The sequence below is a fragment of the Sulfitobacter sp. IGS-18 genome (assembly GCF_059628195.1).
Map to the genome: position 1 here is coordinate 2427588 of NZ_CM184556.1, position 18110 is coordinate 2445697.

Annotated in this window: 20 protein-coding genes; 11 read left to right on the forward strand and 9 right to left on the reverse strand. The window is 63.4% G+C overall.

The window, feature by feature from the left end; translation table 11 throughout:
- The first annotated feature begins 42 nt into the window (after positions 1-42).
- Both ACWNZ3_RS11725 and ACWNZ3_RS11730 read left to right on the forward strand, forming a co-directional pair.
- The gene (locus ACWNZ3_RS11725) at positions 43-510 is read left to right on the forward strand and encodes a thioesterase family protein (protein WP_274575112.1); all 468 of its coding nucleotides are present in this window, start codon (positions 43-45) and stop codon (positions 508-510) included.
- Positions 511-762: 252 nt separating this feature from the next.
- Positions 763-1278, forward strand: a complete 516-nt coding sequence (locus ACWNZ3_RS11730) for a DUF4177 domain-containing protein (protein WP_496900048.1) — start codon at positions 763-765, stop codon at positions 1276-1278.
- Between the two features lie 112 nt (positions 1279-1390).
- Here the strand turns inward: ACWNZ3_RS11730 and ACWNZ3_RS11735 are convergent, their stop codons facing one another.
- Positions 1391-1648 (reverse strand): BolA family protein, encoded by a 258-nt coding sequence (locus ACWNZ3_RS11735; RefSeq protein ID WP_269363654.1) that lies wholly within the window; start codon positions 1646-1648, stop codon positions 1391-1393.
- Between the two features lie 86 nt (positions 1649-1734).
- Here ACWNZ3_RS11735 and ACWNZ3_RS11740 point away from each other — a divergent pair, with 86 nt between their 5' ends.
- Positions 1735-2361: a J domain-containing protein gene (locus ACWNZ3_RS11740; RefSeq protein WP_067287897.1), complete on the forward strand. Its 627-nt coding sequence runs from the start codon at positions 1735-1737 to the stop codon at positions 2359-2361.
- Positions 2362-2426: 65 nt separating this feature from the next.
- On the opposite strand, the gene ACWNZ3_RS11745 is transcribed toward ACWNZ3_RS11740, so the two are convergent.
- Positions 2427-2873, reverse strand: a complete 447-nt coding sequence (locus ACWNZ3_RS11745; RefSeq protein ID WP_496900049.1) for a hypothetical protein — start codon at positions 2871-2873, stop codon at positions 2427-2429.
- A 151-nt stretch (positions 2874-3024) separates the two neighbouring features.
- On the opposite strand from ACWNZ3_RS11745, the gene ACWNZ3_RS11750 reads away from it, so the two are divergent.
- Both ACWNZ3_RS11750 and cobS read left to right on the forward strand, forming a co-directional pair.
- Positions 3025-4692, forward strand: coding sequence for a hypothetical protein (locus ACWNZ3_RS11750; protein ID WP_496900050.1), 1668 nt, complete (start codon positions 3025-3027; stop codon positions 4690-4692).
- A 116-nt stretch (positions 4693-4808) separates the two neighbouring features.
- On the forward strand, positions 4809-5795 hold the full coding sequence (gene cobS / locus ACWNZ3_RS11755) for a cobaltochelatase subunit CobS (protein ID WP_274575108.1): 987 nt from the start codon (positions 4809-4811) through the stop codon (positions 5793-5795).
- Between the two features lie 144 nt (positions 5796-5939).
- On the opposite strand, the gene ACWNZ3_RS11760 is transcribed toward cobS, so the two are convergent.
- Positions 5940-6380, reverse strand: a complete 441-nt coding sequence (locus tag ACWNZ3_RS11760; protein ID WP_496900051.1) for a VOC family protein — start codon at positions 6378-6380, stop codon at positions 5940-5942.
- Positions 6381-6435: 55 nt separating this feature from the next.
- Between ACWNZ3_RS11760 and ACWNZ3_RS11765 the strand changes: the two genes are divergently transcribed.
- Positions 6436-7029 (forward strand): TetR/AcrR family transcriptional regulator, encoded by a 594-nt coding sequence (locus tag ACWNZ3_RS11765; RefSeq protein ID WP_496900052.1) that lies wholly within the window; start codon positions 6436-6438, stop codon positions 7027-7029.
- Between the two features lie 117 nt (positions 7030-7146).
- Here ACWNZ3_RS11765 and ACWNZ3_RS11770 read toward each other — a convergent pair whose 3' ends face one another.
- Positions 7147-7908 (reverse strand): PRC-barrel domain-containing protein, encoded by a 762-nt coding sequence (locus ACWNZ3_RS11770; RefSeq protein WP_269363663.1) that lies wholly within the window; start codon positions 7906-7908, stop codon positions 7147-7149.
- Positions 7909-8312: 404 nt separating this feature from the next.
- On the opposite strand from ACWNZ3_RS11770, the gene ACWNZ3_RS11775 reads away from it, so the two are divergent.
- From ACWNZ3_RS11775 to ACWNZ3_RS11790, 4 genes are all read left to right on the forward strand, one after another.
- Positions 8313-8699 carry a hypothetical protein gene (locus tag ACWNZ3_RS11775; protein WP_496900053.1) on the forward strand — a complete coding sequence of 129 codons (387 nt, stop codon included), beginning with the start codon at positions 8313-8315 and terminating at the stop codon, positions 8697-8699.
- A gap of 78 nt (positions 8700-8777) precedes the next feature.
- Positions 8778-10655, forward strand: a complete 1878-nt coding sequence (cobT, locus tag ACWNZ3_RS11780; protein ID WP_269363667.1) for a cobaltochelatase subunit CobT — start codon at positions 8778-8780, stop codon at positions 10653-10655.
- A gap of 43 nt (positions 10656-10698) precedes the next feature.
- Entirely contained in the window at positions 10699-12489 is a 1791-nt protein-coding gene (locus tag ACWNZ3_RS11785) for an aminopeptidase P family protein (RefSeq protein ID WP_496900054.1), read from the forward strand.
- A 25-nt stretch (positions 12490-12514) separates the two neighbouring features.
- Positions 12515-12859, forward strand: a complete 345-nt coding sequence (locus ACWNZ3_RS11790; protein ID WP_114276560.1) for a DUF427 domain-containing protein — start codon at positions 12515-12517, stop codon at positions 12857-12859.
- A gap of 56 nt (positions 12860-12915) precedes the next feature.
- Here ACWNZ3_RS11790 and ACWNZ3_RS11795 read toward each other — a convergent pair whose 3' ends face one another.
- Together ACWNZ3_RS11795 and ACWNZ3_RS11800 are read right to left on the reverse strand one after the other, a co-directional pair.
- Complete coding sequence (locus ACWNZ3_RS11795; protein ID WP_496900055.1) at positions 12916-13533, reverse strand: NADPH-dependent FMN reductase; 618 nt, start codon at positions 13531-13533, stop codon at positions 12916-12918.
- 72 nt (positions 13534-13605) lie between these two features.
- Positions 13606-13821 carry a hypothetical protein gene (locus ACWNZ3_RS11800; RefSeq protein ID WP_496900056.1) on the reverse strand — a complete coding sequence of 72 codons (216 nt, stop codon included), beginning with the start codon at positions 13819-13821 and terminating at the stop codon, positions 13606-13608.
- A 96-nt stretch (positions 13822-13917) separates the two neighbouring features.
- On the opposite strand from ACWNZ3_RS11800, the gene ACWNZ3_RS11805 reads away from it, so the two are divergent.
- Positions 13918-14298, forward strand: coding sequence for a winged helix-turn-helix transcriptional regulator (locus ACWNZ3_RS11805; protein WP_269363672.1), 381 nt, complete (start codon positions 13918-13920; stop codon positions 14296-14298).
- A gap of 122 nt (positions 14299-14420) precedes the next feature.
- On the opposite strand, the gene ACWNZ3_RS11810 is transcribed toward ACWNZ3_RS11805, so the two are convergent.
- From ACWNZ3_RS11810 to ACWNZ3_RS11820, 3 genes are all read right to left on the reverse strand, one after another.
- The gene (locus ACWNZ3_RS11810; RefSeq protein ID WP_496900057.1) at positions 14421-15440 is read right to left on the reverse strand and encodes a calcium-binding protein; all 1020 of its coding nucleotides are present in this window, start codon (positions 15438-15440) and stop codon (positions 14421-14423) included.
- A 163-nt stretch (positions 15441-15603) separates the two neighbouring features.
- Positions 15604-16361 (reverse strand): IS5 family transposase gene (locus ACWNZ3_RS11815; protein WP_269368091.1). Its coding sequence is split into 2 segments (ribosomal slippage): positions 15604-16040 and positions 16040-16361, totalling 759 coding nucleotides; the frame shifts between segments, so codons are not numbered across the junction.
- 62 nt (positions 16362-16423) lie between these two features.
- Positions 16424-18109, reverse strand: coding sequence for a chloride channel protein (locus ACWNZ3_RS11820; RefSeq protein WP_496901903.1), 1686 nt, complete (start codon positions 18107-18109; stop codon positions 16424-16426).
- Position 18110: the final 1 nt, after the last annotated feature.

Here is an 18110-nt window from a genome sequence, read left to right on the forward strand (position 1 = left end):
CCCGCATCGCCACCAACGCAAAAAGCCGCCGGAGAAACCCCCATGAACGCCCCTTTCCGATCCAGCTTGATGACCGTCAAACCGGAATGGATCGACTTCAACGGCCATCTCAACATGGCCTATTACTCCGTGCTGTTCGACCAGGCGGTGGATGAGGTCTATGGCCAGCTGGGCTTTGGTCCCGATTATCAAAAGACCGGCTGCACCACCTATGTGGCGGAATTCCACATCTGTTACTTGCGTGAATTGCATGAGGGCGACCGGGTGAACGCCGCCTTCCATCTGATTGATTTCGATGAGAAACGCTTTCATTCCTATCAGGAATTGTACCACGAGGACGGCTGGCTTGCCGCCACGGCCGAAGGGCTGACCCTGCATGTCGACCAATCCGGCCCGCGCGTCGCCCCGATGCCGCAGAACATCAGGGACGCGCTGGAGGCCTTCAAGGCCCGCCAGGGCGCGCTGCCCCCCGAAGCCCGCGTCGGCCGCCGCATCGGGTTGAAGCGGTAGGGTGGGGTTTGGCCCAGCCTTGTACTTGCAACCGCTCGCGCCGATTTGGGGTGATCGACAACCATAATTCGGGAAATCGGCAAACTTGTTGCCACTTGTGTGACCTGTATTAGCGCATCCTTGCCGACATCGCTGCCCTGCCACCTGAGTAATCCCGGCGCTGCGGTGTGCTTTCGGTGTACAGCCCGTGCACGTTGTGTGACCCTTTCCAATCGGTTAAGAACCCCTGCGAACCCCCGTCGAAGGATGCCCATGCCCCGTTACGAGTACAAAGTCGTCCCCGCCCCCTCCAAGGGGCGCAAGGGCAAAGGTGTGAAGGGGGCTGAGGCCCGGTTTTCCTATGGGTTGCAAGAGCTTATGAACGAGCTTGCGGGCGAAGGCTGGGAATATCAGCGGGCAGAGACGCTGCCCTCGGTTGAACGCTCCGGCCTCACCTCCACCACCACCGAATGGCGCAACGTGCTGGTCTTCCGCCGTCTGCGCAATAATGATGCAGAGGCCTTCTCCCCCGAGCTTCTGCCCGCCCCGGCGGAAGATGATGCGCCCGGGCAACTGGCGGAAAAACCGGCGGCTGTGGCCGCAAAAACCCCGGCCGGAACCGCAGCGCAACAAGCCTCCGCGCCGGTGCAGACCCCCGGCGCCGCACAGGCGTCATCCGATGATCAGCCCTGGGACAATGGCGTCGAGGACACCAGTGATGTGCGTGGGCTAAGCGCCTCGCTTGAGAAGCTGGCAGCGGCAAGGAAGCCTTCTGATTCAGCGTCATAGACGGCACTCCTAAAGCGCCCGACCTTGGACTGAGACCCGCATAGCCTGCCGCGCCTGCGGCGCTCTCGGGACAGTCGTGTCACAGGATGATTCTGGTTAAAGGTCGGGTGCCTTAAACGTCCAGATCAAGCGCCAGCGCGTGGATGCGCCCGATCAGGTCGGGGCCAAGCGCGGCGTGAACGGCACGATGCCGCGCGATGCGCGACTGCCCCTTGAAAGCCGCCGACCGGATGCGCAGGTTGTAATGCGTTTCCCCGCCCTCGCGATAGCCGCCATGCCCGCGGTGGCTCTCGCTGTCGTCCACCACTTCCAGCTCACGCGGATCGAACGCGGTTTGCAATGCCGATCTGATCTCTTCCGTCTTCGACATTTTTACCGTCATTTTCCTGTCAAGCCCCTTCAATCTCTTCGCGGAAAGTCTAAACTCCTCTCTTCGAGTCGAAAAGGTCAATCGCTATGTCCAAACCAGATCCCTTCGGATTCGACATGTCCGTGTCGTCTTCGAAAAAGAAAAACCCGCGCGGTCGGCGCGGCATGTCCGGCGCGTCTGAAACATCGACCCGGATCTGTGATCATGAGGGCTGCGAAGAGGCCGGGAAATACCGCGCGCCGAAAGCGCCCGACGTGCTGGACGATTACTTCTGGTTCTGCCAGCAGCACGTCCGCGAATACAACCTCAAGTGGAACTTCTTCGACGGCACCACCGAGGCGGAGATGAACGCGCAGCTGTCCGAGGACAAGGTCTGGGAACGCAAGACCAAGCCGCTGGGCGATCCGGAGGCGCGTGCATGGGCGCGGCTGGGCATCGAGGATCCGCATCAGGTGCTGGGCAAGAACGCGACCCAGAACCCCGGTCGCGGTGGCCAGGCGGGGCGCAGGCTGCCCCCCACCGAACGCCGCGCGGTCGAGATCCTGGAGGTCAAGGACACGATGACCAAGCCCGAGATCCGCAAGGCCTACAAGCTGCTGATCAAGGTGCTGCACCCCGACATGAACGGCGGCGACCGGTCGCAGGAGGACCAGCTGCAGCAGGTCATGTGGGCCTGGGACCAGATCAAGGGCAGCCGCAGCTTCAAGGACTGACCGGGCCAGGGTGCAGCATGGCTGCACCCGACGCACCACCTGGTAAGCTACGGGCCCCCCGCACCTTAGGTGCGGGAAATCAGGTGGGCGGCCCGGCTGGCCGCAACCCCGCCTGCCCAGACCACAAGGACCAGCAGATCATCTGCCAGAACCTCCAGCACATGAAGTGGTCCGACAAGGCTGCCTGCCACCCAGTCCCGCAGGATTTCCAGCGGCAAGACCTGTCGCCAAAGCGAATCGAACGGCATCAGCAACACCGCGATCACCGCCCCCAGCACGGTGGCCCCAAGAAAGCTGAGCAGCGCGCGCAGCAGCCCCGGAACCCCCTGCCCGCCAAAACCGCCCGCCACCAGCAGCCCCGCCAGAAACGCCCCTGCGCTGGCCACCCGCAGGAAACCGGCGTCGCCATAGCCGAAATTCCCCTGCCCGATCATCGCCAATGCGACGCCGCCGCCTGCCGCGCCAATCGCGGCCGCCACGGCAAAGCGCTGTTGTAGTGTCAATGTTGTCATGATGCATTCTCCTGTATTGCCTGAACCGGAATAGCCCCGCCTGGTGCAGATATTGCCCTCCGGTTGCGCATCTTTCGTGCAGCTCTGTGGAATGTTCTGGGCAAGGCCGGCCCGTCTTGGCATGTTCGGGTACGAAAAAAGGAGCATCGCGATGCGCTATCCCTACGATCTGGGCCAATACACACGGGCCGTCACCACAGGCTCTGCCGATGCGCAACGCTGGTTCGACCGGGGGCTCAACTGGACCTATGGTTTCAACCACAAGGAGGCGATTGCCTGCTTTACCAGGGCCGCCGCCGCCGATCCGGCCTGCGCCATGGCCCATTGGGGCCACGCCTATGCCGCCGGGCCGAATTACAACTTGCCCTGGGTCCTGTTCGACAGCAAAGGCCGGGCGGAGGCTCTGGCCGAAGCCTATGATGCGACCCGGGCCGCGCGCGCCGTGATCGACAATGCCAGCCCGGTCGAAGCGGCATTGATCCGGGCGCTGAGCGCCCGTTATCCGCAACGCGACCCGGTGGAGGATATGGCCCCCTGGGACCGCGCCTTTGCCGATGCCATGCGGGCCGTTCATCAGGCCCATCCGACCGATCCGGACATCGCAACCGTCTTTGTCGATGCGCTGATGAACCTGACGCCCTGGGCCATGTGGGACATCGCGGAAGGTGACGTGGCCCCGGGTGCCGAAACGCTGGAGGCGCAGGCGGTTCTGGAAACCCAGATGGCCCTGCCCGGCGGCATGACCCACCCCGGTATCCTGCATCTTTACGTGCATCTGATGGAGATGTCGCCCTATCCCGAAAAGGCGCTGAAAGCCTCTGACGTCTTGCGCAGGCTGGTGCCTGATGCCGGCCATCTGGTGCATATGCCCACGCATATCGACGTGCTTTGCGGTGCTTACGAGAACGTGGTGCGCTGGAACGAGCGCGCCATCGAGGCGGACCTGAAATACTACGAGGCCGAAGGCGCGTTCAACATCTACACCGGCTACCGGCAGCACAATTACCATTTTGTCATCAGCGGGGCGCTCTATCTGGGTCAGTTCGAACCGGCGATGCGTGCCGTCCGGGGCATGCGCGAGACGACGCCGGATGCCTTGCTGCAGATCAAATCGCCACCGATGGCGGATTTCTTTGAAACCATCCTGGGGATGGAGCCACATGTGCTGATCCGCTTCGGCATGTGGGAGGAGATCCTCAAGCTGGAACTGCCCGAGGATACCGAAACCTACATCATGTGCACCGCCTTCATCGAATACGCCAGGGGGCTGGCCTATTCCGCGCTGGGGCATATCGAGGAAGCGGATGCGCAGCTTGATACCTTCCTTGCGGTCAAGGCACGCGTGCCCGAAAGCCGCCTGTTGCACAATGTGCGCGGCGTCGACCTGCTGGAGGTCGCGGCCGCCATGCTTGAAGGGGAACTGGCCTATCGCAAGGGCGACCATGACCTGGCCTTTGCACATCTGCGGCGTGCCGTGTCACTGGACGATGCCCTGCCTTACGACGAACCCTGGGGCTGGATGCAGCCGACCCGCCATGCGCTGGGGGCGCTGCTGTTCGAACAGGGTCACACCGTGGAGGCAGAGCAGGTGTTTCGCCAGGATCTGGGGCTGGTCCCCGGCCTGCCCCGCGCCTGCGTGCATCCTGACAACGTCTGGGCCCTGCGCGGGCTGTACGATTGCCTGATCGCCAACGGCAAGACGGATGAGGCGCCGCATGTCAAACTGCGCCTCGACCTTGCAGAGGCGCGCGCGGACCGGCCCGTCAAGGCCGCCTGCGGCTGCGCGCAGGTTGCCATTGACGCGATCTGCGCCAGTTAGGCTCGTGTGACGCAACAAACCCACAGCCCAACCCTTGCACGTACTCAGGATATGTTGCACCAGAGGCGGGCTGATATTTCCCCAATCGGGGTGAAGACCGAAAAGGACGAGGACAAATGGCTGACGGCGCGCTGGACATCAACACCAAACCCACCGAAGACATCAGCGTCCGCGAGGTTTTCGGCATCGACACGGACATGGTTGTCAAGGGTTTCGCCGCCCGGACAGAACGGGTGCCGGAACTGGACAGCACCTACAAGTTCGATCCCGACACCACACTGGCAATCCTGGCAGGCTTCAGCCACAACCGCCGGGTGATGATCCAGGGGTATCACGGCACCGGCAAATCGACGCATATCGAACAGGTCGCATCGCGGCTGAACTGGCCTGCGGTGCGCGTGAACCTCGACAGCCACATCAGCCGGATCGACCTGATCGGCAAGGATGCGATCAAGCTGCGCGATGGCAAGCAGGTCACCGATTTTCAGGAAGGCATCCTGCCCTGGGCGCTGCGCAACCCCACCGCCATCGTCTTTGACGAATATGACGCGGGCCGCGCGGATGTCATGTTCGTGATCCAGCGGGTGCTGGAGGTGGACGGCAAGCTGACGCTGCTGGACCAGAACCAGGTGATCGAACCGCATCCCTATTTCCGCATCTTCGCCACCGCCAACACCGTTGGTCTGGGCGACACCACCGGGCTGTACCACGGCACCCAGCAGATCAACCAGGGTCAGATGGACCGCTGGTCGCTGGTGGCCACGCTGAACTATCTGTCCATCGACGCGGAAACCGCAATCGTTCTGTCGAAGAACCCGCATTACAACAATGCAGAGGGGCGCAAGACCGTGCGCCAGATGGTCACCGTTGCCGATCTGACCCGCACTGCCTTCATGAACGGGGAACTCTCCACCGTGATGTCGCCGCGTACCGTGATCGCATGGGCCCAGAACGCCACGATCTTCCGCAATGTCGGCTATGCCTTCCGCCTGTCCTTCCTCAACAAATGCGATGAGCTGGAGCGTCAGACAGTGGCCGAGTTCTATCAGCGCCTGTTTGACGAGGAACTGCCGGAAAGCGCCGCAAGCGTCAGCCTGGGCTGATCCCGGCAGGCCCCCGCACCGCATGAGTGATTGCAGGCCCGGTCGCGCCTGCGATCGGGCCTGCATCCACCGGTCAGACCGTGCTGCGCTTGGTGCCACGCACCTGCGGTTTTGCAGCACCGGGCACGCATTGAACATGCAGGATCATGCAGAGGTTTCCTCTTCCCAGCGCTTCTGCATCTCTTCGGGCGAAACCGCCTCGATGGTTTGCGACAGCATCCACCGGTGACCGAACGGATCCAGCAGCGTCGCCGTGCGTTCGCCAAAGGATTGATCCGCCGGCGCGCGCAACAGGGTCGCCCCGGCCGCCACGGCCTGCGCCACATCCCCGTCGACGGAGGTGGTGGCAAGGTGGAAGGTCACGGCGGTCCCGCCCAGCGTGTCGGGGCTGACGGCGCCGAAATCGGGATATTCATCGCTCAGCATGATGCGCGACTCGCCGATGACCAATTCGGCATGGCCAATCCTGCCGTCGCCGGGATCGGTCATGCGGAAGTCTTCCACGGCGCCAAACGCCTTTGCATAGAACTGGATGGCATCTTTTGCACCTTTGGCAACAAGGTAGGGGACGATGGTATGGGACATCTTTGGAATCCTTGGCTTGTCATGATAGATTATTTACGTTACGTTTCGTAAAGAAATGAGTCAAGAAAAACAAAATCCGCGCGGCCGCCCGCCCAGCAAGGCCGCCAGAGCCAAGGCGCTGGCCGCTGCCGTCGATATCCTCATGCAAGAGGGTTTCGGGCGATTGACCATTGATGCCGTGGCCCTGCGGTCGGGTGTCGGAAAGCCGACGATCTACCGGAACTGGGCAAACGCCAGCGAATTGGCGATGGCCGCCCTGATGGAGAGCCAGCCGAAGGTGAGCCTGCAAACGGCGGGCAGCCTGCCCGTCCGGCTGGAGCATCAGATCATGGCGATCGTGGCGGCCTTTGCGACCACGCGGGGCCGTCAGATCGGCCTTGCGCTTGCCGCAGCGGACCGGGACAGCGAAATGACCCGCGCCTTCCGAAACCGTGTGATCCTGTCGGGGCGCGAGGTCGGGCGTGGCCTGATCGCCGAGGCCGTCAGGGAAGGTCAGATTGCCGCGCCGGAGAGCACCGAAGTCATCCTCGACATGATCTATGCCCCGATCTTCTACCGTCTGCTTGTCGGGCATCTGCCGCTGGATCAGCCCTTTGCCAGGGCGCTGGTCGACAAGGGGATGCAGCTTCTTGGTCAGGCGACATCCTGACCAGAGGCTGAAACGCGGCCCGCCGTCGGACCACCGCCCCCTCTCAACTGCAAAACCACCGCCGCGGATGCGACGGTGGCCTTGTTCAGCAGCGGGGCGATGTGTCGCCCGGCGCTATCATTCCAGCGGCTGGGACTGGACCTCGCCTTCGGCAGGCATGGATTCAACCGATCGCTGGGCGGCGGCCATGTCCCGCGCGGTGACGAAAGGTTCTGCCGCTTCGAGATCAGCCTTGGTGGCAGAGCTGGTCAGCGTGACATTGCCATTCTCGTCCTGCTGGGCGGACAGGCTGTCCAGTTTCACGGCAACCCATTTCTCACCGATCCCCAGGAAGCCACCGACACCGATCACGGCACCTTCAACGGAACCGTCGAGGTTCACGATCAGGTCGTCGATCTCGCCGATGCTTTCACCGCTGGCCGAATACACATTTGACCCCATCAGGTCATCTGCAAGGATGGTGTTCTCACCCTGCATGTGGATCTGGCCTTCGACAGGTTTCGCGGTCTCTTCGGGTGCGACCTCGGCGGTCTGGTTCGGATCGCCGGCCAGGCCGTCATCCGCAGGCACCTCGGCGGTGTCGGTCCCATCGGACTGCATCGCATCATCGGCAGGTGCTTCGGCAGTGTCGGTGGCCGTGTCATCGGCAGGTACTTCGGCAGTATCAGAGGCCGCGTCGTCAGCAGGCACCGCTGAATCGGCGGTATCGGTTGTCTCCTCCGCCGGGGCTTCCGCATTGTCCTGTGTCAGCGGCTGCTCGCTCGCGGTTGCAGCATCGTCGGCAGGCGCGGTTGCGGTCTGGGCGGCAAGAATGGCGGGGGTCGCAGTCAGTGTCGCGATCAGCGCCAGAGTACTCGCATGTTGCTTCAAATTGGTCATGGTTTTTCTCCTCACTTGGTTGCAGACGGGCTGACTGTGCAGCGTGCAGCGCCGGTCCCGCCGTTCTGACCAGCCAATTCGCAAACCGGTGGTTCGGTTCCGGTCAATTTTTCGGGAACCGGCAGGTTTCAGCCCATGCAGGCCGGGGCATGACGCAGGTCACCGAGGCAAACCAACCTGAAATCAAGGGGATACAACCAGAGGTTAACAGATGCGGAAAACCGCCGATCCCGGCAACCCCGCGACAGGCCTGCCCGGAACATCGCAAAACGCCGGCCCCGCCGCGCGGGCCCCGCTGCCTTCAGGTGCCAGGGGCTGCGGCACCCCGGCATCATTGCGGGGTCAAATCCAAAAAAATTGCCGCCACGACGCGCAATTCGGGAAATCCGTCATAAACTTGTTACATGATCAGTTCTTGCGCGATTCGGATTGCCCTTGCCTGCCTGGCCCTGAGCGGCCCGGCCCGGGCGCTGCCGACCTCCCCTTCCGAACGGGCGACGCTCTTTGCCGCCTGCGCCGGTCGCTACGCCGCGCAGGAGACATTCTGGGGCAGGCAAGCGGACGAAGACCGGGACAGCGACACATTCGACGCGCTGACCGAAGCCGTGATGCCCGCCGCCATCGACTATGGCATGCCGCCCGCCGTTGCCCGGAACGCCAAGTTTCATGCCTGGCGCGACCATGCCTATCTGCGTAATGATGCCGAATTCTCTCCCGACCAGGGCCGCCGCAGCCGCGCCCGCGACCGGCTGGCGCGCGAATTGACGGAATGCAGCGATCTGATCCGCTGAAAGCCACGCGGCCCGCTGGTCATCCGGTCCCAATCGGCCTAGGTTGCATGGCAGAACAGACCATTGCATGAGTGCCCGATGACCACCAAATCCGACAACCCTGCCGACGCGTTCAAAAAGGCACTCGCCGAGGCCTCCAAGGTCATGGCCAACGACCCGGAGCTGAATGTCAGCTATTCGGTCGATCCCTCCGGCCTGTCGGGCGATATGATGCGCCTGCCGCAGGTCAGCCGCCGCATGACCCGCGAAGAGGTGCTGCTGGCGCGGGGCACGGCGGATGCGCTGGCGCTGAACCGGCGCTATCACAACGGCCAGACCCATGCGCGTTACCAGCCGCAGGGCGAAATGGCCCGCGATCTGTACGAGGCGATGGAAACCGCGCGCTGCGAGGCAATGGGCGCGCGCGACATGCCCGGCACGGCGGGCAACATCGACGTCAAGATCAAGCATGACGCGCTGCGCAAGGGCTATGATCAGGCCCGGCAGGCCAGCGACGTGCCCCTGGCCACGGCGGCAGGCTACCTTGTGCGCCATCTGGCGACCGGCCGCGACCTGCCCGCGGGCGCGGACAATGCGATGGACCTGTGGCGCGGCTTTATCGAGGAGCAGGCCGGCGGCGCGCTTGAGACATTGGACGACGTGCTGCATGATCAGTCCGCCTTTGCCAAATTCGCGCGCAAGATGATCTCGGATCTCGGCTATGGCGATCAGCTGGGCGATGACCCCGACCAGATGGACGACGATCAGCAGGACGATGCCGAAGAGGGCGCGGAAGAGGAGCAGGATCCCGATTCCACCGGCCAGGACGATCAGGACGAGGATGAGGCTGAAGGCAGCGCCGAACAATCGCAGGAGGATCAGCAGGATGCCTCCGAGGCGCAGGTCAGCATGGACGACATGGCCGATCAGGAGATGGGCGATGAGGCCGAAATGCCCGAAGGCGACGCGCCGCTGGAACCGCCTGCCCCGCAACCCGTGTCGGATGCCGATCCCAATTACCTTGTCTATCTCGATGCCCATGACGAGGTGATCGGGGCGGAGGAACTGGCCGAACCGGTGGAGCTGGAGCGCCTGCGCGCCTATCTGGACCAGCAGCTTGACCCCCTGAAGGGGGCGGTCAGCCGTCTGGCCAACAAGCTGCAACGCCGTCTTCAGGCGCAGCAGAACCGGTCCTGGGAGTTTGACCTGGAGGAAGGCACGCTTGACGCGGGCAGGCTGGCCCGTGTGGTGGCCAACCCCACCACGCCGCTGTCCTTCAAGGTCGAGAAAGACACCGAATTCCGCGACACCTGCGTGACGCTGCTGCTGGACAATTCCGGCTCCATGCGGGGTCGGCCCATCTCCATCGCGGCGATCTGTGCCGATGTGCTCGCGCGCACGCTGGAGCGCTGCAACGTCAAGGTGGAGATCCTTGGCTTTACCACCCGCGCCTGGAAGGGCGGACAGGCCCGCGAGGCCTGGCTGAACGAGGGCCGCCCGGTGCAGCCCGGCCGCCTGAACGACCTGCGCCACATCATCTACAAATCCGCCGATGCGCCCTGGCGCCGGACCCGGTCGAACCTTGGCCTGATGATGAAGGAAGGCTTGCTGAAAGAGAACATCGACGGCGAAGCGCTGGAATGGGCGCACCGCCGGATGATGGCCCGCCACGAGGCGCGCAAGATCCTGATGGTGATTTCCGACGGGGCGCCGGTGGATGATTCCACCCTGAGCGTGAACCCGGCGAATTACCTGGAAAAGCACCTGCGCGACGTGATCGCCATGGTCGAAAAGCGCAAGGCGGTGGAACTGCTGGCCATCGGCATCGGCCATGACGTGACGCGCTATTATGACCGCGCCGTGACGATCACGGATGTGGATCAGCTGGCGGGTGCGATGACCGAACAGCTGGCCGCGCTCTTTGACAAGGACCCAAGGGCACGGGCGCGCGTCATGGGCATGCGCCGCGCCGGTTGAAGCCGGGTATTTGTGTATTTTGAAGAACAATGAAGGAGCGGGCATGTTCCAGAGTTTCGAGGTCACCGCGCGGCCGGAACAGGGACCGCCCCGGCTGCGGGCGCTGCGCGCAGAGATTGCCGCCGAGAGGCTGGCAGGGTTCATCGTGCCCCGTGCGGATGCCCATCAGGGTGAATATGTGGCCCCCCGCGACGACCGGCTGGCCTGGCTGACGGGGTTCACCGGCTCTGCCGGGTTCTGCGCTGTATTGGCAGAGGTGGCCGGTGTTTTCATCGACGGGCGCTATCGCACCCAGGTCAAGGCGCAGGTCGCCGCCGATTTCACGCCGGTGCCCTGGCCCGAAACAGGTTTGGGCGAGTGGCTGCGCCGGGAATTGCCGAAAGGGGGCATCGTGGGGTTCGATCCCTGGCTGCATACGCCGGGGCAGATCGCCCAGGTCGAAGAGGCGCTGACAGGCAGTGATGTGACCCTGCGCGTCTGCGACAATCTGGTGGACCGGATCTGGCCCGATCAGCCCGCGCCGCCGATGGGGGCGGCCAAGGTGCATCCCATCGAATTCGCGGGCGAAAGCCATGACGCCAAACGCGCGCGCCTGGCAGCGGCATTGCGCGAGGCGGGCCACCGCGCTGCCGTGATCACCCTGCCCGACAGCCACAACTGGCTGTTGAACATCCGGGGCGCGGACATCGTGCACAACCCCGTCGCCCATGGCTTTGCCGTTCTGCATGACACTGGCGTGGTGGACCTCTTCATGGCGCCTTCCAAGCTGGCGGGCATGGCGGATCACCTTGGGTCCGACGTGCATGTGCATGCGCCCGACAGGCTTTTGGCCTGCCTGTCGGCCCTGGAAGGGCCGGTGCGGCTGGACAAGCAATCGGTGCCCGTCGCCATTGCCGAGGCTTTGGGGGAGCGTGGCATCTGGGGCGATGACCCCTGTGCGCTGCCCAAGGCCTGCAAGAACGAGGCGGAAATCGCGGGATCAGCCGCCGCCCATCTGCGCGACGGCGCGGCCCTGTGCGAGCTCCTGGCCTGGCTTGACGCGCAGCCGGCGGGCAGCGTGACGGAAACCCAGGTGGTGACCGAGCTTGAAGCCAGCCGCCGCCGCGACAATGCCCTGCAGGAGATCAGTTTCGACACCATCGCGGGCACCGGCCCGAATGGCGCGATCATGCACTACCGGGTGACCGAGGAGAGCGATGCCAGGCTGGAAGACGGCCAGCTGATCGTGCTGGATTCCGGCGGCCAATACCTGGACGGGACCACCGACATCACCCGGACCATCGCCATCGGCACCCCGCCCGAGGAGGCGCGCGCCGCCTTTACCCGCGTGCTGGCAGGCATGATCGCGATGAGCCGCCTGCGCTGGCCCGCAGGTCTGGCCGGAAGTCACATAGAAGCCGTGGGGCGCATGCCGCTGTGGCTGGCGGGCCAGGATTTTGACCATGGGCTGGGCCATGGCGTGGGCGCCTATCTGAGCGTGCACGAAGGCCCGCAGCGCCTGAGCAGGCTCAGCAACACGCCGCTGCAGCCCGGCATGATCCTGAGCAATGAGCCCGGCTATTACCGCGAGGGGGCCTTTGGCATCCGCATCGAGAACCTGCTGGTGGTGCGCGCGGCGCCTGCCCTGCCCGGCGGCGACGATCACCGCGCCATGCTGCACTGGGAAACGCTCAGCTTTGCCCCCATCGACCGCCGCCTGATCCTGCCCGAAATGCTGGAGCCTGCGCATATCGCCTGGCTGAACGCTTATCACGCAGCAGTTGCAGAAAAAATCGGGCCGCGGGTATCGCCTGTCACAAAACTGTGGTTGGATGCCGCCACCGCACCACTTTGAAAGGGCGCGGAACGAGGGGAAAGCGATGTCAGACCATATCAAGATCACCAAGGCAGTTGGCACCTGGAGCGTCCGCGCGGGCGGCGCGGTGTTGGGCGAAAGCAGCAATGCGCTGGAACTGGCAGAGGGGGATTATCCCCCGGTGATCTATTTCCCCCGTGGCGATATCGCGATGGCCTTTCTCGACCGGACGGATCACACATCGCATTGCCCGCACAAGGGCGACGCGGTTTATTATTCCGTCGTGACCAAGAGCCGGACTCTGGAAAACGCGGTCTGGTCCTATGAGGCGCCCAAGGAAGCCATGGCCCGGATCAAGGACCACCTGGCCTTCTACCCGCTGGACGAGATCACCGTCGAACAGATCTGACCACCGGCGGGGAAGCCGGTGGTGCCTGTGCATCCCTGATCCGCGCGCAGCGCCGGTCAGGCCCCGGCCTGTTCCGCCGGAACTGCCGTGCGCGCGCTGCGCAGGCTGCACCCCCACCACAGCAGCTGGTCCAGCATCTTCTCTGCCGAGGTCTCCAGATGGGGGAAATCGGACAGCTGTTTCTCGCCCTTTGCCACCGGCAGGTAATCGCCAAAGATGATATGGACGGCGGCCTGCATCGTCACCATCTCCAGCTCGGCGGCGATGCCCCGGACATGTTCAACCGCCCGCGCCCCGCCAACGCCGCCATATCCGATCAGCCCTGCCGGTTTGCGCCGCCATTCCGCGTGATCCAGCGCGTTTTTCAGCACCGCGGTCGGGCCGTGGTTGTATTCGGCGACGGTGAACACATAGGCGTCGAATTCGGCCATGCGGGCGCGGAAGGCCCCGGCTGCCTGTCTTTGCGCGTCACTCGCCTGCGGGTCGCCGAAAAACGGCAGGGTCACATCGCGCAGGTCGATCCCGCTCACCTCAAAGCCGTGTTGCGCTGCCTTGCGGGCGATCCAGCCTGCGGGTTTGTCGGCGAACCTTCCGTCGCGGGTGCTGCCGGTGATCACCGCCAGGCGCAGCGGTGCCGCCTCCTCGACACCGCGGAACGCGCCGGCCAGGGTCACCGGCAGTGAATCGACACTTTCGATCAGGGGGGCAATCCGCGCCAGATGTGCGGCAAATTCCGGGGATGCCGCCTATTCCTCCTTGGCCTCTTTCGACTGAAACCGGGTGACAATCACCAACCGGCTGCCGTCCGCCGCGCGGTAGACCTCATTGCCAAGCCAGCCGGTTCTGGTGGCCTTCCCGCGCAGCTTCGCGATCTCGTCGAGCTGTACCTTCAGCAAAGCGTCGGCATTGCCGCTCTTTGGTGTGAAGGTGTTTATCAATGTCTCAATGCTCTGGCCTGTCATGGGGATTTTCCTTGCTCTGCTTGCGATTCCGTTACAGGCTTACAATAAGTAAGCCGCTTACGATTAAAAGAACCGGGATCATTGTAAGGAACTGACATGAAAGTAAGCCCTGCGCCCACAGATCCGTCAGATCCGATGCATGCCGATTGCCCCGGTCGCGAGGTGTTCAAGCTGATTACCGGTCGTTGGAGCCTGCTGATCCTGTGGTCGCTGAAATCCGGCCCGGTTCGGTTTCACCGGATCCGGGATACGGTCGAGGGTATCAGCGAAAGGGTGCTGTCCAGCAGCCTCAAGGATCTTTGCCGTCACGGCCTGATCAGCCGCCATGTCGACCCGAGCGTGCCGCCAAAGGTCAGTTACAGCCTCACGCAGAGCGGGGAAGGACTGCTTGATATCACCGATCAGCTGACAGGCTGGATTGCCCGCGAGCTGGACAATATCGACGCGGCCAAACGGCGATATGACAGGGCGCAATAATCCGCGGAACCCAGGGCGATCATCTGGCCGATTTACCGCCTTCTCATCAGGGGTTTGGGGCAGAAGGTGAAAACGGCGCGAGGTTGCCCGCGCGCCGTCTTTCTTGAAACAATGAATGCCGCTCAGGCCGCAGGCGAAGCCGGTGTCTCCGGCACTACCGGCAGCGGTGCCGGGGGTGACGCCTGAACCACATTGGCCAGCCAGTTCGTATCCGCCGCCAGCGCGCTGGCATTGGTGTTCTGCAGCACCGCACAGACCACCCCGTCGAACACCACTTCGGTATCGGTGCCGTTGGTCGCGGCACGGATGTCCAGGCGGCTGTCGTCGGCCTCGATGCTCAGGGGGTTGCCCTGGCTTTGCGCCAGCATCAGCACATCTTCGTCCGGGTCGAAATCCGTCACCACGATGGCGGCCTCGCCGGTCTGGTCGAACCCCAGCGCCTCGATGATGTCGGCACCTGCCCCGCCGGTCACCGTGTCGCCGTCATTGGCGCGGATCAGGTCATCGTTGTTGCCGCCGTTGAGCACGTCTGACGCTTCATCAGACAGGCCGGGGATCTCGGTGCCATTGGTGGGTGTGCGGTAGCCGATGAGCGTATCCTGCCCCGCACCACCCAGGATGGTATCCGCGCCCAGGCCCCCTTCGAGCACATCATTGCCCAGTTCACCTGCAATGAGGTCATCGCCACGCCCGCCAAAGATGGTGTCACCCTGCGCGCCACCTGACAGGCTGTCGTCGCCACTGTCGCCCAAGATCACATCCGCGCCAAAGCCGCCGTTGATCGTGTCGTTCCCTTCGCGGCCCTGCAGGCTGTCCGCGCCCTGGCGGCCGTCGATCAGGTCATCCCCGCCGCCTGCGTTGATGCTGTCGTCGCCGGCAGAACCGTCAAGCGTGTCGTCGCCGCCATAGCCGTTCAGCACGTCATCCCCCGCGCCGGCGCGGAACAGGTCGTCACCACCGGTGCCGATATAGACGTCATCACCCGAGGTGCCTTCTGTCACCGGTTCTTCGGGTGTCTCAGGCGTTTCCGGTTCTTCGGGTGTTTCCGGCGTTTCGGGTGCCGGCGTGTCATCATCGTCATCGTTGAAAATGGCCCCGATCAGGCCCAACCCCAAAAGAGGCAAGAGGAAATAGGCGAGCATGGCAGATCATTCCTTATTTTTGACATATTCCAGAGTTTAAGAATTTGTTAACCTGATAAGGAAGCCCCCAATCCGGCGTTTTTCGCTCTTTGGTGCGCGCATGGAAACAATGCCGGTAAATCCGGCGAATATACATGGAATCAGAAACGCTTAGGGTCAGGACTCATAGCCAGTAGATAACGACTGCCGCGAGAGCGATGGCGGACAAAAAGACCTTTGGACATCTGTCGTATCGCGTTGCCACACGCCGCCAGTCCTTCAACCTGCCGAACATAATCTCGATCCGGTTGCGTCGTTTGTAGCGCCGCTTGTCGTATTTCACGGCCGTCTTGCGTTGCTTTCGACCCGGGATACAGGGGCGTATCCCTTTGTCTTTCAACGCTTCTCTGAACCAATCGGCATCATAGCCTCTGTCGCCCAGTAGCCAATCGACCTTCGGCAGGCTGCTCAGCAACGCCCGGGCGCCAATGTAGTCACTGACTTGTCCGGCGGTCACGAACAGATTCAGCGGTCGGCCCAGGCTGTCGCAGATGGCGTGCAGCTTAGTGTTCATGCCGCCTTTGGTGCGACCAATCAGACGACCACGCCCCCCTTTTTGACGCCCAAACTGGACGCCGTACGGTGCGCTTTGAGATAGGTCGCATCAATCATCACGGTCTTCTCCTCGCCGTGATCGGCTGCCAGCCCCATCATCATCTTTGCGAAGATGCCCTTATCGCTCCAGCGCTTCCAACGGTTATAAAGCGTCTTGTGCGGACCATATTCCGTGGGTGCATCGCGCCAGCGTAAGCCATTGCGGTTAATGAAGATAATCCCACTCAACACACGCATATCATCAACGCGAGGTTTGCCATGGGGCTTCGGGAAGAAGGGCTCAAGACGCGCCATCTGCGCATCTGTTAGCCAGAATAGATCAGACATGTTCACCGCTCGTTTTTGAACCGTGAATCATGCCGCTATGCAGAAATCAATGGGTCCAGAGCCTAGCTGTGTTCTTCGGCTGCGGTCGCGGCCAGCGCCCGGTTATAGGCTTTCAGCGCATCGACATGAAAAAGCGCCCCCAGCAACTCCGGGGTGGTATCAGCCGACAGTGTTACAACCGGAATGAAGCGTGCGCCGGAACTCTCGAAAATCGGCATCGCCGATTCGAGGGTCGCCGTGGCGTCGATATAGGTGCCTTCGTCGATCAGGGCCCAGCATTGCTCGGCATTTGCCGCGCGCGGGTCTTCGGGCCGCCGCATGACCCGGGCCGCCGTGAACATCGCCAGCAGGTAAGCCTGCGGCCCCGCCGCAAGGTGAATGCCCCGCCGTTCGATCTGGGTGAGGAAGAAACTGCGGTCCACCAGGCGGCTGCCAAGCGCGGTGGACATGCTGACCGCCACCATGACCGCCAGCCCGGTCTGCCAGTCTCCGGTCATCTCGAAGACGATCAGGGTGGTCGAAATCGGCGCGCCCAGCACGGCGGCGGCCACCGCCCCCATGCCCGCCAGCGCATAAAGGCTCGACGAGCCGGACACATCCGGGAACACGCCCGTCGCGATCAGCCCGAAGCCCAGCCCGGTCAGCGCCCCGATCATCAGCGAGGGGGAAAACACCCCGCCCCCCATCCGGCCCCCCAGCGTGATGGCCACCGCCGCCACCTTGAGCACGGCGAAAACGATCACCTCGTTCAGGACCAGCGACCCGGTCAGGGCGCGCGAGGTCGTCTCATAACCGACGCCGATGATATGGGGAAACCACAGCGCGATCACGCCCAGCAGCGCCCCGGCCACCATGGGCCGCAGCCAGCGCGGCAGACGGGTGCGCCCCTGCAGGTAGTTCCCGAAATCCTCGGCCCAGAAGATGCTGCGCATCAGCGCCACGGCGACGATGCCACAGGTCAGACCAAGCAGCAGGAAGGCAGGCAGCTCGACATAGAACTGCAGATCGCCATAGGTCGGCAGGGCAAATTCGGTCACCCCGCCAAATTCCAGCCGGTTGATGACGGTGCCCGCCGCCGATGCGATCACGATGGGGGCAAAGGCATGGACGGCAAAGTGGCGCAACACCACCTCCAGCGCAAAGAGCGCCCCCGCGATCGGCGCGTTGAAGCTGGCCGATACCGCCGCCGCCACCGCACAGCCCAGCAGGTCGCGCCCGTTGACGCCGTCGGCGTGGATCAACCGGCAGATCTTGGTCGAGATGACGGCGGCCAGATGCACCACCGGTCCCTCGCGTCCGGAGGAGCCCCCGGTACTGAGGGTGATCCATGACGCCACCGCAGAGGCCAGCCCGGCACGGGTTTCCACCCGCCCCTCGTGCAGCGCGGCCCCCAGGATGACATCACCCACCGTCCGCGCCCGCGCGTCCGGGGTGAAGTGATGCAGGATCACCCCGACAATCAGCCCCCCGATGGCCGGGATCAGGACCACCCAGTACCATTCAAGGCCGGTGATGAAACTATGCAGGGAATTGACATCTTCGGTCCCGTAAAGAGTGGCCTGTAACCAATTGATCCCTTTACGGAAAAAGAGCGCGGCAAAGCCCGCCGCAATGCCGATCACAAGCGCGATGAACCAGAATTGTACCTTGCCCGGCCCCTGTTGCTTCAACACCTTCCAGCCGTGGCGGCAGGCATTTGTGGCCCCGCTGATCTGGCCGGAAACAAAGGAGTCCTCCGGCCCGTTCATG

Excerpts from the sequence above, each read along its gene's own strand:
- ACWNZ3_RS11725 (WP_274575112.1), top strand. The coding sequence starts at position 43 with ATGAACGCCCCTTTCCGATCCAGCTTGATGACCGTCAAACCGGAATGG.
- ACWNZ3_RS11730 (WP_496900048.1), top strand. The coding sequence starts at position 763 with ATGCCCCGTTACGAGTACAAAGTCGTCCCCGCCCCCTCCAAGGGGCGC.
- ACWNZ3_RS11735 (WP_269363654.1), bottom strand. The coding sequence starts at position 1,648 with ATGTCGAAGACGGAAGAGATCAGATCGGCATTGCAAACCGCGTTCGAT.
- ACWNZ3_RS11740 (WP_067287897.1), top strand. The coding sequence starts at position 1,735 with ATGTCCAAACCAGATCCCTTCGGATTCGACATGTCCGTGTCGTCTTCG.
- ACWNZ3_RS11745 (WP_496900049.1), bottom strand. The coding sequence starts at position 2,873 with ATGACAACATTGACACTACAACAGCGCTTTGCCGTGGCGGCCGCGATT.
- ACWNZ3_RS11750 (WP_496900050.1), top strand. The coding sequence starts at position 3,025 with ATGCGCTATCCCTACGATCTGGGCCAATACACACGGGCCGTCACCACA.
- cobS (WP_274575108.1), top strand. The coding sequence starts at position 4,809 with ATGGCTGACGGCGCGCTGGACATCAACACCAAACCCACCGAAGACATC.
- ACWNZ3_RS11760 (WP_496900051.1), bottom strand. The coding sequence starts at position 6,380 with ATGTCCCATACCATCGTCCCCTACCTTGTTGCCAAAGGTGCAAAAGAT.
- ACWNZ3_RS11765 (WP_496900052.1), top strand. The coding sequence starts at position 6,436 with ATGAGTCAAGAAAAACAAAATCCGCGCGGCCGCCCGCCCAGCAAGGCC.
- ACWNZ3_RS11770 (WP_269363663.1), bottom strand. The coding sequence starts at position 7,908 with ATGACCAATTTGAAGCAACATGCGAGTACTCTGGCGCTGATCGCGACA.
- ACWNZ3_RS11775 (WP_496900053.1), top strand. The coding sequence starts at position 8,313 with ATGATCAGTTCTTGCGCGATTCGGATTGCCCTTGCCTGCCTGGCCCTG.
- cobT (WP_269363667.1), top strand. The coding sequence starts at position 8,778 with ATGACCACCAAATCCGACAACCCTGCCGACGCGTTCAAAAAGGCACTC.
- ACWNZ3_RS11785 (WP_496900054.1), top strand. The coding sequence starts at position 10,699 with ATGTTCCAGAGTTTCGAGGTCACCGCGCGGCCGGAACAGGGACCGCCC.
- ACWNZ3_RS11790 (WP_114276560.1), top strand. The coding sequence starts at position 12,515 with ATGTCAGACCATATCAAGATCACCAAGGCAGTTGGCACCTGGAGCGTC.
- ACWNZ3_RS11800 (WP_496900056.1), bottom strand. The coding sequence starts at position 13,821 with ATGACAGGCCAGAGCATTGAGACATTGATAAACACCTTCACACCAAAG.
- ACWNZ3_RS11805 (WP_269363672.1), top strand. The coding sequence starts at position 13,918 with ATGAAAGTAAGCCCTGCGCCCACAGATCCGTCAGATCCGATGCATGCC.
- ACWNZ3_RS11810 (WP_496900057.1), bottom strand. The coding sequence starts at position 15,440 with ATGCTCGCCTATTTCCTCTTGCCTCTTTTGGGGTTGGGCCTGATCGGG.
- ACWNZ3_RS11820 (WP_496901903.1), bottom strand. The coding sequence starts at position 18,109 with ATGAACGGGCCGGAGGACTCCTTTGTTTCCGGCCAGATCAGCGGGGCC.